Source organism: Metallosphaera yellowstonensis MK1, assembly GCF_000243315.1.
Taxonomy (GTDB): domain Archaea; phylum Thermoproteota; class Thermoprotei_A; order Sulfolobales; family Sulfolobaceae; genus Metallosphaera; species Metallosphaera yellowstonensis.
The window spans coordinates 756,228-769,555 of record NZ_JH597761.1; the positions used below are offsets into that span (position 1 = coordinate 756,228).

At 42.4% G+C, this 13,328-nt stretch carries 10 protein-coding genes and 2 pseudogenes; 7 read left to right on the forward strand and 5 right to left on the reverse strand.

Features of this window, described 5'->3' with window-relative positions; genetic code table 11:
• Positions 1–30: 30 nt before the first annotated feature.
• Positions 31–906: a mechanosensitive ion channel family protein gene (locus METMK1DRAFT_RS04650; protein ID WP_009071327.1), complete on the reverse strand. Its 876-nt coding sequence runs from the start codon at positions 904–906 to the stop codon at positions 31–33.
• A 170-nt stretch (positions 907–1,076) separates the two neighbouring features.
• On the opposite strand from METMK1DRAFT_RS04650, the gene METMK1DRAFT_RS04655 reads away from it, so the two are divergent.
• Together METMK1DRAFT_RS04655 and METMK1DRAFT_RS04660 are read left to right on the forward strand one after the other, a co-directional pair.
• Positions 1,077–1,718, forward strand: a complete 642-nt coding sequence (locus METMK1DRAFT_RS04655) for a hypothetical protein (protein WP_009071328.1) — start codon at positions 1,077–1,079, stop codon at positions 1,716–1,718.
• A gap of 16 nt (positions 1,719–1,734) precedes the next feature.
• Positions 1,735–2,208, forward strand: coding sequence for an NUDIX hydrolase (locus tag METMK1DRAFT_RS04660; RefSeq protein ID WP_009071329.1), 474 nt, complete (start codon positions 1,735–1,737; stop codon positions 2,206–2,208).
• Here the strand turns inward: METMK1DRAFT_RS04660 and METMK1DRAFT_RS04665 are convergent.
• Together METMK1DRAFT_RS04665 and METMK1DRAFT_RS04670 are read right to left on the reverse strand one after the other, a co-directional pair.
• A complete protein-coding gene (locus METMK1DRAFT_RS04665) occupies positions 2,194–3,555 on the reverse strand; it encodes a RuvB-like helicase (protein ID WP_009071330.1) in 1,362 nt (453 codons plus the stop codon). The genes METMK1DRAFT_RS04660 and METMK1DRAFT_RS04665 overlap by 15 nt on opposite strands.
• A gap of 258 nt (positions 3,556–3,813) precedes the next feature.
• Positions 3,814–4,770: pseudogene (locus METMK1DRAFT_RS04670) on the reverse strand (transposase).
• A gap of 165 nt (positions 4,771–4,935) precedes the next feature.
• Between METMK1DRAFT_RS04670 and METMK1DRAFT_RS04675 the strand changes: the two are divergent.
• Complete coding sequence (locus METMK1DRAFT_RS04675) at positions 4,936–6,576, forward strand: DNA alkylation response protein (protein ID WP_009071332.1); 1,641 nt, start codon at positions 4,936–4,938, stop codon at positions 6,574–6,576.
• An 11-nt stretch (positions 6,577–6,587) separates the two neighbouring features.
• Positions 6,588–8,132 (forward strand): AMP-binding protein, encoded by a 1,545-nt coding sequence (locus tag METMK1DRAFT_RS04680; RefSeq protein ID WP_009071333.1) that lies wholly within the window; start codon positions 6,588–6,590, stop codon positions 8,130–8,132.
• 184 nt (positions 8,133–8,316) lie between these two features.
• Here the strand turns inward: METMK1DRAFT_RS04680 and METMK1DRAFT_RS04685 are convergent.
• A pseudogene (locus METMK1DRAFT_RS04685) lies at positions 8,317–8,979 on the reverse strand (acyl-CoA synthetase family protein); the annotation flags it as partial.
• Here METMK1DRAFT_RS04685 and METMK1DRAFT_RS04690 point away from each other — a divergent pair.
• Positions 8,966–9,301: a hypothetical protein gene (locus METMK1DRAFT_RS04690; protein WP_155812298.1), complete on the forward strand. Its 336-nt coding sequence runs from the start codon at positions 8,966–8,968 to the stop codon at positions 9,299–9,301. The pseudogene METMK1DRAFT_RS04685 and the gene METMK1DRAFT_RS04690 sit on opposite strands and share 14 nt — an antisense overlap.
• A 129-nt stretch (positions 9,302–9,430) precedes the next feature.
• On the opposite strand, the gene METMK1DRAFT_RS04695 is transcribed toward METMK1DRAFT_RS04690, so the two are convergent.
• Positions 9,431–10,486: an SPL family radical SAM protein gene (locus METMK1DRAFT_RS04695; protein WP_009071336.1), complete on the reverse strand. Its 1,056-nt coding sequence runs from the start codon at positions 10,484–10,486 to the stop codon at positions 9,431–9,433.
• A gap of 131 nt (positions 10,487–10,617) precedes the next feature.
• Here METMK1DRAFT_RS04695 and METMK1DRAFT_RS04700 point away from each other — a divergent pair, with 131 nt between their 5' ends.
• Together METMK1DRAFT_RS04700 and METMK1DRAFT_RS04705 are read left to right on the forward strand one after the other, a co-directional pair.
• Entirely contained in the window at positions 10,618–11,640 is a 1,023-nt protein-coding gene (locus METMK1DRAFT_RS04700; RefSeq protein ID WP_009071337.1) for an IS256 family transposase, read from the forward strand.
• Positions 11,641–11,917: 277 nt separating this feature from the next.
• Positions 11,918–13,090 carry a hypothetical protein gene (locus tag METMK1DRAFT_RS04705; protein WP_009071338.1) on the forward strand — a complete coding sequence of 391 codons (1,173 nt, stop codon included), beginning with the start codon at positions 11,918–11,920 and terminating at the stop codon, positions 13,088–13,090.
• The last annotated feature ends 238 nt before the right edge of the window (positions 13,091–13,328 follow it).

Genomic DNA, 13,328 nt, shown 5'->3' on the forward strand with positions numbered 1-13,328 from the left:
TAGTATTTAAAGTCGTGCACCATAAACCTACTACCCAGATTTCAACTCCCAATACGCCCTCTCAAAGGAGGCATTTATGGTATCTAAAACCCTCCTCAGTTTCTGCAGTTCGGGTATTTTGATCGTAACCAAGAAAACGTTAGTGCTACCGTTCTTGCTGTAGAAGGTTATTTCAGGGAGCGGATACTTCTCCTTAGACAGGGATTCCCTCACGTAATCCCTCGCCTTCTCCAGCAGTCTGTCAGCGGGCACGTCTGCGTTGATTGTGAGTTCGTAAGGATATGAGAAACCGTCCTCAGCAGAGAGTTTTGTGAACACTGTATTTCCGAGGAAAGCCGAGTTGGGGACTCTAACCACGTTCCCAGAGACAGTCCTCACCTCGGTGTAGAGGAGACTTACCTTCTCAGTCTCCCCCACAATTGGTGGGGACCATATCCACGACTGAAGGATCACTGCATCACCCGGCCTCAAGGTGCGGCTGGAGGTCACCATGAGGCCAGACAATACGTTTGAAAGGACTGTCTGTGCCGCCAATCCAATGGCAACTCCGCCCACCGCTCCGCCAATCGCAGCACCGGTCAAGTTAACCCCTAAGGCTGAAAGGACTGCGATGACGAGAAGGGTGTATAAGAAGAGATCTAAGAGAAGAGTCACAGACCTGATTGCAACATTATCTGTCCTGGTCGCCATGTAGTTCTCCACTGCGAGCTTTATGAGCCTTATCACTATGTACCCTCCCACACCGACTATCATTGCGTTAAATCCTAGCTCTAGATCCTTCAGGTAAGGCTGGACCACCTTAAGATGTGAGGCGTATTCCTGGATGACCACGTTTACTACAAAAGATATGGCAGCGAAGATCAACAGAATTATCAATGTAGTGACGAGAGATCTTCTTGGGGTCATGGTTTAAACAATCGGTAGCCGTTATATTTTTGTTTAGCCATCCGAGGAGTCACGTTATCTTCGTTCTAGGATTCCTTGTTTAACTTCCTTTGATCAGGAATTCGATCGAGTACTACGAACCTCCTCTAAAGCTTCTGAGTTGAGGAGGTCTAGGTGTCCATAACTTTAAGATGATAGCCCAGCCTTTGTCGTCCATGAAGTTCGTCAAGAGACCGAAGCCAGAACGGGACGTTAACGTCGCTCTGGAGGTCGCAGCAGAGCTCTTTTCGTCCAGAGTCGGAAGGAAACTGAGCTTACCGGTTCCAGAAGTTTACTTGGAGAGAACCGAGGGAGACGACTTCGCCCTCCTCATGGACCTCCTCGAGGAGAGGAGAGGCAGAGTGCCAAACAACGTGAGGGAGTTGGGAGCCTCCCTTCCCTTTGAGGAGTGGATCCTGAACGTAGACCTCAAGGAGGAACACGTGATGCTCAGAGGCGACGAGGGGATGATAGTGGATCACGGTCACTCCCTGTCGGCGTGGAAGCCCCTGTACTACATCATGGAGTTGAACTCTAGACCTGTGACCAGGTTCGATTTGTGGGCTGACGAATCCTCGATCAGTGAAGGGCTCGAGATATTGAACTCCGTAGACCTAAGAGAGGTAGAACTCGAGTTGAGGAGGGCCATGAGGGAAGTCCTGGACGCAGGTTTCTGTAACCTATTCTCTCCAGAAGTGATGGAGGATCACATCAAAATCTCCACGTGGATTTTGAAGGAGAGAAAGTTCATGGTGCCTAAATTCTATGATCTAGGTAGAAAATATATTCCCTGATAAGATAATATTACTCATGGAGTGCAACGCTGCTGTGGTCCTTCTCAAGAGGTCTGACGGGAAGTTATTGATAATAAGGAGGGCGGAAGTCTCAGGGGATCCGTGGAGCGGCCACATGGCACTACCTGGGGGGCACAGGGAAGTAGGGGAGGACTGCAGGCACACAGCCATAAGGGAGACCCAGGAAGAGGTCGGAATACTACCCTCCAATCTGACGTTCTTGGGAATATACTGGCCAAACAACAGGAAGGACCTTAAAGTGGCTGCCTTCTTGGGTGAGACGGATTCGGACATCGTTAGACCTAATGGAGAGGTGGCGAGCTATTTCTGGGTTGATCCACAAGAATTGGAACAGAGGGATGACTGTTACATGTACAAAGGGTTCAGGATCTGGGGCATGACCTACAGGATCCTGAAGGATTATTTGTCAGCCCGGCAACGATCAGATCATCAACTCAACGCCGTCGACCAATCATCACTTGAGGAATAGGGTCTCGTACTCCTTTACATACTTTACGCTCCTCTTCACGTCACTGAAGAGTCTGCTTGCCTCCTTAACATCGTCGACCTTCACCACGTTCCTCCCACTTCTCCTGGCTATGACGGCTGAAGGCTCCAGTAACTGGATGGAGTACCTGAGGCTGTTCTCTGACGCTAACCTCTTTAGCTCCTCCAAGGCCTGGGGTTCCAGCTCTATGTCCAACTCTTCCGCTCTTATGGAGATTATCTCCTTGGCCTCATCTTCAGAGTAGGGTCTAGTGGTAATAATGAGCAACCTGTCCAATAGATCCAAAGGCATGCCGTGGGGGGCCTCTACGTCGGTACCCCTTATCTTGGTAGTACCTCTGTTGGTGGCTAGGACTAATATGGGGGCCAACTCGGCCTCAAGGGCCTTGGTTAGGAAGGAGAAAGTCTCTATGTCTAGCATATGGGCATCGTCTATGAATAAAACTCCAGGAATGAGTTCTGCCATTCCCTTATTCATCATCTCCTTAACGTATGAGTCCACCTGTTTCCTGACGTCTTGGCTGATCTCCCTCTCGCTCCACAGCGAGAAAATGGCCGTCAGGGAAATACTCTGTGCTGCCAAGCTCATGTCGAGATCATAAAGGGTGAAGGTGTTGGTCAGCTCCTTCTCCTTCTTGACAGGGCCCGATGGGATATCAACAGCCCTCCCTGACTCTATGTCGTAGGATTTCGCTCCCTCTAACCCCTTTGCCTTTCCAACCTTGACCACATTACCTGTTTCAGCGTCTATCCAAATTACGTCCCCCTTTCTTATCCCCATCCTGGCTATCTGCTCTGCGATGGTATCTCCTGCGGTGAGCGTCCTTTCCTCATCCTTTGTTGCTAATTTTATCTCGACCTCTCTGGGGACCTGAACGTAAGGGTTCAATCTACTTCTGGCAACCTTCACCTTTAACTCCTTGACCACACCCTCATAGACCAGTCTCTTTTGCCTCACCCTTACTCCTATGGACTTCCTTATGGCCTGTGTGAGTACCTCGGTCTTCTTCAGTTCCACCGAGTAGATTTCAGAGGCGTTCAGCATGTTGAACGGTGTATCTTCACCCAGTTCCTTTGCTATCCCCACGGCCAAGGCCGTCTTCCCGGTTCCAGGAGGACCAACCAGGAGGATTCCCTTTCCGGCCATCTTCCCTTGTCTTATTAACTCCACTACTACCCATGCGGCCTCCCTTGCCTCGACCTGTCCCACCAGCCCATCAGCCTTAAATTTGGCCTTCCCACTCTCATCTATACCCAAACCAGTTATGTGGCTGTGAATGCTCGCCTTTCCCGATGTTTCGGCCTTCTTTATCTCCCTTATCTCCGCCATTGGGGACCGTTTAGTATTTTATGAGAGGATTTTTGAAATTAACTTCCGTTAAGTCCTTTTTACCTGAGCAACACCACCCTCACTGGCAGAGTGTCCTCTCCTCCCACAGTAGATCCAAAATCATTCTTCTAAACATCAGTTATTAGATTTTGCATTGATTACAGAGCGATATTTAAGGGAAAGTCCCATAACGGGTGATTCAGGGCTCCTTTGCAAATTGTAATATATCTCTCGGTTTAGACTTATTCAATGAAGGAATTACTGAATATATTTGATCATATCACGAAGAAATAAGGGTTCTTGTAATATTATTACAATAATGAGATAACAGGTCGAGAGGTTGTAGTTGAGGGCTATGGCCCGGGCGATCCTCCAGGGGGAGTGGCACTTCCCGAACTCTCCAGGAGGGAGTTGAAGGACTCGGCCAGGTTGACCTGAGGAGGGGCCTCCCTGGGGGCGAGGAGGTAGGAGAGGAGAGCCACGGGTGGGGACGGACTCGGCGAGGGAGAGGAGGAGGTCCAGCAAGACCCTCACCCTCCTGCTTCGTTTGAGGTGGACCGGGCAGGTCTGCCTTGCGACCTGGATCCCAGAACGGGAGATTGCCGTGTCTAGGGCCTTCACCCCGTCGGCTACGACCAGGGTGAGGTTGTACCTCCTCCACAGCCTCACCGGAGGTTTCAGTAGCTCACGACGTCCTCTTCCCCGGTCAGGACCACGTCCAGCACGGCCCTCACACCGTGGTCAGTGAGTCCCAACGCGATTAAGAGGACCCCCTCCTCCCTCCCCTCAACTTCACGTACTTCCCGTCCACGACCACGTACTTGAAGCCCCCAACCTTAGCTCCTGGGTCCAGAGCTTGGTGTTCCCTCCCAACAAGGGCAGGAGGAGGGCCCTGAGCACCAGCCCCTCCTCCCTGAGCAACTCCTCCTCCACTCCAGTCCTCACCCTCTCCCCTCCCCTGTACATCACGGGTAAGCTCACCGTGACCCACTCCAGCCCGTACACTACCCCCCGGAGGGAGACCCTGAACCCCTTCAAGAACCTGTACCTGGCGTAACCCCTCCTCCTCACCTCCTTCCCCCTGACGTACCTGGGGGAGGTCCTCCTCTCCTCCAGGGCCCTCCTCTCGATCTCAGCTATTTCATTTAATGGCGCGTCCTTCCCAAGTAACTCGGGGACGAGCGAGGTCACCACGTGATTGAATGAGTGTCTCATGGTATGACCTAGCGCTCGTCCCCTTTTCGTGTACTGATGTAGGATCAATTAAGTCACTTCCATTCTATAGAAACAAATAGAAATCGCAAAGGAGCCCTGAATCGCCCAGAGAATTCCGGAGGAAGTACTATAAGCTTATAATTTGTATAAGAATAAATATAGACTATGAGTAAGGGTAATAGTCCTTTCTCATATATATCTAGTGCATATGGCAAAAATCATTTTAATATTGATAAACCATTACAAAAGATTTTGGAATATTTTGATGTGAAAGCAGACTTCTCAAAATTAGGTGAGTTTGCAGGGGGAGAGTTATATGAAATTGCGGAACATGTAGATAAGAGAGCTAGACCCATACACGTAATGTGGAGCGTAAATGGGGAGAGAGTAGATGAAGTATGGATTGATCCTTCTCTAAGGGCAGCTATTAAAAGGCTAATCAAAGATTTCGATATTAATAAATTTCCATATAAAGAGGAAAATTGGCATAAGCACTACGCTTCAATATATCTAGTTTCTGATCCAGGTATAGCATGCATACTTACAATTACCAATCAGACCGCATACGCTCTCTATAAATACGGTAGCGAGGAACTAAAGAAATACGTTCCCTATCTAATAGGAGATTCAGATGAGTTGCTTTTCGGAGCTACGTGGTTCACTGAGATTCAAGGTGGAAGTGACTTAGGATCTAATTTAGTGGAGGCTGAATTTAACGGTAAGTATTGGCTATTAAAAGGAAATACTAAATATTTCGCTAGCGGTGTCGGGTTGGCTGATTTAGCGTTAGTAAGTGCTAGACCTATGGGAAGTAAGAGTGGGGCTAAAGGCCTTTCCCTATTCCTAGTTCCTAAAAAGAACAATAAAGGTGAAAAGAATTTTTTGATAAGAAGACTTAAGAGAAAAAGTGGAACAAACAGTGTGCCAACTGGAGAGGTGGAGTTTAACAGTTCAGAGGCTTATCTTATAGGAGAAAAGGAATATGGGATATATTACATAACTGAGGATCTTATGGTATCAAGATTATCCAATGCTGTAGGGGCTTTAGGTATAGCGAGGAAGTCTTTTCTCGAATCCTATTATTATTCGCAATCCAGAAAAGCTTTTGGTAAGGCATTAATTGAACATCCCCTAATTCAGAAAGATTTACTTGAAATGGAGCTCATGATTGAAGGAGGTATGGTAGTAACTTTTAAGGCAATAGATCAGTTCCAAAAATCTTGGAAAGCTATGCCACCTTTCTACAATGAGCAGTACCATTATGCGCGTCTATTGACTCATATTTCTAAGCATATTACAGCTGAAATAGCATCTCAAGTATCAAGAATGGCAATGGAGATTCATGGAGGAATTGGATTTCTCGAAGAGTTTCCTATAGAAAGACTTCACAGAGAAGCGCTTATAACTCCAATTTGGGAAGGGACTGGAAACATTCAGGCTTTAGAGATGCTCGAAGCCATGGTGAAGAAGGAAGCACATAGACAACTAATAAGGGACTTGGAAGGGATTGTAAATGAAGCAAAGGATGAGATAGCTTCCAAAACGCTTGATTTCATCAAAGATAAGGCCACCACGCTCCTAACTTACAGAGAATATGAGATGCAGTTTTACTCAAAAGATTTACTATTAACTTTAGGGCATGGTATTTCCGTGATATTACTATCCCATATGGGCCGTAAGTTGGGTATTGAGCGATTCACAATGTTGTCGAAGATCTACTATGAGAGATTTCTAATGGGTAGAAGCATTCTACGAGATTATATATCTGAGATACGTGAGCTCATAAATATGGAAGAGATGAAATAGAGGTTTTGGAAATGCAAGAGGGTTTTACCGTATTCTCGCTTCTTAAAAGGGCTGTAACTATGGCGCCAGATAAGGAAATAGTAGATCCTTTTCGCAATGTTAGACAGTCATATAAGGAGACTTATGAAAGAATAATAGGTATATCTAACTCAATGCTATCGATTGGAATATCTAAGGGAAGTATAATAGGGGTTGCAGATTATAACACCCTTAAATTCGTTGAGCTATTATTCGCTTCTAGCTTAATAGGTACAATAATATATCCAGTTAATGTCAAACTACCCTACGATCAATTACTTTATACAATTAAACACGCTAGGGTAGAATGGTTATTCGCTTCAAAAGATTTCATATTCTTATTTAAGGACTTCACTAAGGAGAAAATTATTAGTATAGATTCCAATGATACTAAGATAACTTATGATGATTTGGTAAGTAGAAAACTAGTTAAGGAACCCGAAATTTACGTTAAAGGAAGTGATCCATACTCTATCTTATTTACGTCAGGTACAACAGGGTTACCTAAAGCGGTTATGTATACTAATGAAAAAACGGTTCATGGAGCAATAGGTATGGTGCACCAGCTATCACTTTACAATAGCCCTTCTTCGTTGAAGAACAACGATATCATATTAGGTCTTATACCATATTATCATTTATGGTCATGGGGTTCACTATTTCACGCTACTTACCTAGGCGCTAAATACGTCACAAGTGGAAAATTTGAGCCAATAAAAACATTGGAAATAATAGAAAAGGAAAAGGTAACCTGGCTTAACGCTGTCCCCACAATGATGTATATGTTACTAAGCGCAGCCAAACAAGGGCAACTAAATGGCTTAAAAACTTTGATAGGTGGTTCTCCAATATCATCTAATCTGGCTAAGAAGTTAAAAGAAAGTGGAGTATCTTTTGCATCAATATATGGTGGAACAGATATGTTAGCAATTTCAATTACTATCATTCCCGCAAATACCAATATACAAAGCATCGAAGATTACGCGAGAGTATATACTCATCCTCTTCCTTTCGTGGAATTGAAAGTAGTTAAGCCAGACGGTAAAGAGGCTAAAGTAGGAGAGATAGGACATTTATGGGTTAAAACACCTTGGCTACCTGGTGAGTATCTTAACGATCTAGAGAATACTAAATCTTCCTACGAGGATGGTTGGTTCAAAACTGGAGATATAGCTATGATTATAGATGACTACCATACTATAAGAATCTTGGATAGGGAGAAGGACTTAATAAAGAGTGGAGGAGAGTGGATAATACCTAGTATAATTGAGTCAATAATATCTGAAGTAAGTGGAGTAGATCTCGTTGCTGTAATAGGTAGAATAGATGAAAAATGGGGAGAAAGACCTATAGCATTAGTCAAAGGTAAGGGATCAAATTTAAAAGAAAACATAATCAGCCATTTAAGAAGTGCTTCAACTCAAGGTTTGATACCAAAATGGTGGGTTCCAGATGATATAGTTATTGTAGATGATTTACCCCTAACCAGCACTGGAAAGGTTAACAAAAAAGTTTTAAAAGAGAGAACTAAATGGTGATAATAGGATGTAATTTCATGAAAATACTATAACTTATAAATGGTGGTGAAAAGACGATTTTTGAAAACATCTTTCAGATAGAAACATCGTACCATCTATATTAGGGCGGAGCCTATTTACATAAGAACTTTTCTATTATTATTTTTGATTTCTAGTATAATAAAGTAATAAGTAAAAAGAAAAATTATTTCTTCTTCCTCTGGTCAACAAACACTTGCAACTTGTAGCCCGTCCATATTGTATTTCCAGGCTTTACCCACTCTATCTCAACGTCATCTGGGTTAATCCCAATCCTGCTCGCTAATATCTCTCTGGCTTGCTTATCGTAAGTAGAATTAACCTGTTCCCTCCTTGTCTCTATTCTAATCTTCAATTTATCCATACTATTATCGTAAATGAAAATGTTAAACATTCCAGTAGTGTCTGGAATTTCATTCACAGCGTCCTCAACGTAAATTGGCAATAATAGTTTCCCTTTAACGAAGAACATCCACTCAACCCTACCTGGTATTGGCTCAGCAAATCTCATGTTAGTTATACCATACTTAGGATCCGGATCGGTCAGGAAGTCATTCTTAACGTAATCTCCTAAACTATAGCGTATTAAAGGCATGGTAAAGTGATTTAACAAGGTCGCTATCAGTTCACCTCTTTCTCCCCCAGATACTGGTTCATCAGTCTTAGGGTCTACAATATCAAATATCTCCATGTCCTCCCAAACTACTAATTGTCCTTCTAAGCTTGGAACTTCAATAGCCATATGTCCATCAGTGGTTCCCCAAACACTTATAGCTAATTCAGCATTTGGATGAACCTTGAATAATTTCTTTTTAGTGTTTTCAGTAGACCCAGAAGGGATTCAAATAAGTCTTGGTGATTTATCAAAAATACTATCTAGATCTAAAAGCATAGACGTTATTCTTAATCAAAGTCAAGCAGTGTATAGATTACTAGGAAAGGCCCAAAATGGGGACTCTGTATCCTTAAAGAGGCTCGAACAATACTTGCCAACATTATCTAATGTACAAGATCCTGAGAAAGCACGTGATATACTGTTCACTCAGTTTGGAAAACCTATAGAAGCCACCGCAGAAATAAGAGATGTGAACAATAGTCCCAAATACGAATTAGTGCTTAGGGTTAGGTATACAAAATCTGGTGCGCCGTGAGTAAAGGGGATGGTAGAATTTGCAAATAATATAACAACTAAATATAATGGTAAAATCGTACTGGATATCCTGGATCAAATACACGGTAAAGGTGGACGTATAGATGATTTCTTTAAGCCTAGCTGAAAGTTAAAAACGCTCATACCACCATCTGCCTTTTAGGCGATATTTTGCAAGCAATCTCGTAAATATCTTGCCTAATTTCTCATCATTCTCTTTATCAATAGTTATCTTCTCTCCTAATAACGATTCTATATACTCCATATTCATACCTCTCTCGTGAAGCATTTCACCAAAAACTTGATTCACACCTATATCCGCAAGCTCTTTCATTATCCCGTCTAAATCTTCTTCTATTTCCCCCCTTGCCTTGTTAGGAGGAAATACTGGCGCTACTATTACTCCTACTTTTAGTCCTGCCTCTTTAGCCTTCCTTAAAACCTCTAGCCTAGCTTTAGGTGGAGGTGCCCTGGGTTCAATAATTGAAGCAAACTTCTCGTTCAAAGTAGCTATCGAAACTTGTAGGATTACTTGGTTCTTGTATTTTGAAAGTAAATCAAGGTCTTTAAGCACCAACATTGACCTTGTTTGAATCAAGAACCTAACTCTCGCTGGTAAGGCTTTCTCAAGGATCTTCCTAGGAATTGGGTAAAGTTGGGGCAAATAAGGATCGTGAGTTGAGGACAACATAACCAATTTTCCTCTCCATTTTTTCCATGGTGTCTTTTCTAATGTCTTGTCAATGTTCTTAGGTTTTAAGAAGTACATTCCCCACGGTCTTTGTACTATGTTACCTACTCTCGCAAAACTGAACCTCTTATGGATATTATCAACATAACAGAAGGGGCAAGCGTGAATACAGCCGATAGCAAAATTAATTGCCCAACCATCACTAAGTTCTTTTCCTACTCCGCCCTTCTCGATGTAAGTCAATTTTGAAGCTTTAATCAATGGTGGCCTTATCTCATATTCTCCAAAGGAAACTTTTCTAACGTCTTTATCAAACTCAAAATTATCTAAAGTAAAATGTATAGTCATATTTTTAGCGATCTTTCTCTTTCTTATAGTTTCGTGAGCCTTCTTTGCAGCTTCAGACCTTCTCCTATGCAATAAATTATTGATAATAGATAATGTATCATCCTGCTCATCATTGTCTTTCTTAATTTCAATCTCATTTAAGGCCAAAATTCATTACCCCAAAGACTTAGGGCGATTCAGGTCTCCATTGCGATTTCTATTTGTTTCTATAGAATGAAAGTGACTTAATTGATCCTACATCAGTAACACTAAAAAGGGGACGAGCGCTAGGTCATACCATGAGACACCCATTTTATCACGTGGTGACCTCGCTCGTCCCCGAGTTACTTGGGAAGGACGCGCTATTAAATGAAACGGTGGCTGAGATCGAGAGGAGGGCCCTGGAGGAGGCGGAGAGGACCTCCCCCAGGTACGTCAGGGGGAAGGAGGTGAGGAGGAGGGGTTACGCCAGGTACAGGTTCTTGAAGGGGTTCAGGGTCTCCCTCCGGGGGAGGAGGGTAGTGTACGGGCTGGAGTGGGTCACGGTGAGGTTGCCCGTGCTGTACAGGGGAGGGGAGAGGGTGAGGACGAGGGTGGAGGAGGAGCTGCTCAGGGAGGAGGGGCTGGTGCTCAGGGCCCTCCTCCTGCTCTACTCCGTGTTGGGAGGGAAGTTGAACGCCAAGCTCTGGACCCAGGAGCTGGAGGTGAGGGGGGACTTCAAGTACGTGGTCGTGGACGGGAAGTACGTGAAGTTGAGGGGAGGGAGGAGGGGGGTCCTCTTAATCGCGTTGGGACTCACTGACCACGGTGTGAGGGCCGTGCTTGACGTGGTCCTGACCGGGGAGGAGGACGTCGTGAGCTACTGGGACCTCCTGGTGAGGCTGTGGAGGAGGTACAACCTCACCCTGGTCGTAGCCGACGGGGTGAAGGCCCTAGACACGGCCATCTCCCGCTCCGGGATCAAGGTCGCGAGGCAGACCTGCCCGGTCCACCTCAAACGGAGGGTGGACAGGGGGGTTAGGGTTTTGCTGGACCTCCTCCTCTCCCTCGCCGAGTCCGTCCCCACCCGTGGCTCTCCCCTCCTCTCCTACCTCCTCGCCCCCAGGGAGCTCTGGCCCCTCCTCAGGTCAAACAACCTGGCCGAGTCCTTCAACTCCCTCCTGGAGAGGAGGAGGTTCGGGAAGTGCCACTCCCCCTGGAGGATACTCCAGATCGCCCGGGCCATAGCCGTCAACTACAACCTCTCGACCTGTTATCTCATCATTGTAATAATATTACAAGAACCCTTATTTCTTCGTGATATGATCAAATATATTCAGTAATTCCTTCATTGAATAAGTCTAAACCGAGAGATATATTACAATTTGCAAAGGAGCCCTGAATCACCCAATCTCTTCCACTGATACCAAATTTTTTAGTGTAAGTATTTTATTTACTTTAAATGAGTTTGAGTTAATTCAGAAATTTTTAGGCTTATCACTCATTAAATCGTTTAAAAGAACTGAGAAAAATATAAGAATCATTGAAGAACAAATAAAGAAAAAATTCAATGCATCAAATGTAAAAATAGTTGTCGATTCAAACAAAATTAAAGTTAGGATGAAATATGATTTAGCGGAATATGATTCTAAGCTTGTAGATGTTATTTCGAGTTTACAAAATATTCTGTTACGTTCAAGGGAGAGAGTAGATACAACTGGTATAAAAAGTGAATCAGATAATATGAAAAAAATTCATATAATAGTAAAACCCAATAACAAAGTTCTCAAACTTAATACTAACTTAAATAGGGCTATAATGTTAGATATCTCTCTAGTTACTTTATATAATGGTCCTAATAGTTACATTAATAAAATTGTTATTCTTCCAGAGATACCTAGTATATCTATTATAAGAATTCTTTATAAATCTGAGAACAAGATTGACAATACTGAGAGCAGATCTATAATCATAAAAGCAATTAGATTTGCAAAGAATGAGTCAAAAATTTATAAATTTAATAATTTCATAATTTCAAATAAAAATTCCCAAAACGATTACTCTATAGATTTTCAGAAAAATATTTTCGGTTTAGATAATATTGGAGATACTCTATTATTTACTTCATTAGGTATTATTTCGAAAGATAAAGTAATAATTCCATGGCCATTTTCATCTTTTCAATTAGCCTCAGATAGTGATACTATATATACATTGTTCTTAGGAAAATTCAAAATAGAGGAAAACAAAGAATATAATAAAGATAATAAAGAATATAATAAAAGCAATAGCGAAATCATGGAAATAAATTATTCAAATAAATTAGTAATGTTAAACTTATCCGTAAATGCTATTACTATTAATGATAACAAATTGACTAGAATACCTTTAAGAGTATATGCTCTAAAAGGACTATTAAAATTTGGTAGTGACAAAATCGGAATATTTCTAACGAAAGCATTTAAAGTAATTGATAGTAAAGAAAATCAAATATATCTTCTAAAAGTTTTAGAAGACTCTAAAACTCCTAAAATTAATGATGCAAGGAAACGAATGTTAAATGACCCTGATTTATTTAATGCTTTAAAAAACATTTTAAATGAAAATAATGCTCTTAGAATTAAGCATTTTATAACTGTTTATGCATATCAGAATTCTCAGAGTATTCGACGTTTGGAAGGATCTAATGATTTAATTAGATTCTATGTAAGATTATTAAGATTATATGGAAATATCTATAAAGATCTTTTTAGATACTCATTAGAACCCAACACTATAATTAATACTTTTTAGTGTAAACGATCTATTATTTAGTGACATTTCACTTTTATGGAGGACTCTAATTTTTATGAAATAGGCAAAGCATACATAATTATAATAATTTTTTAAGATAAGTTATTTTCTAATCTATTCTAAAATTAATTTATGACTTCCATTACCTTACAGCAGTTATGGGGATCTTAGGGAGGTAATACCAAGAACTCGGTATTAGCGAGAAGTTTTTAATTTTCGACGTCGTCCCGCTGAAAAG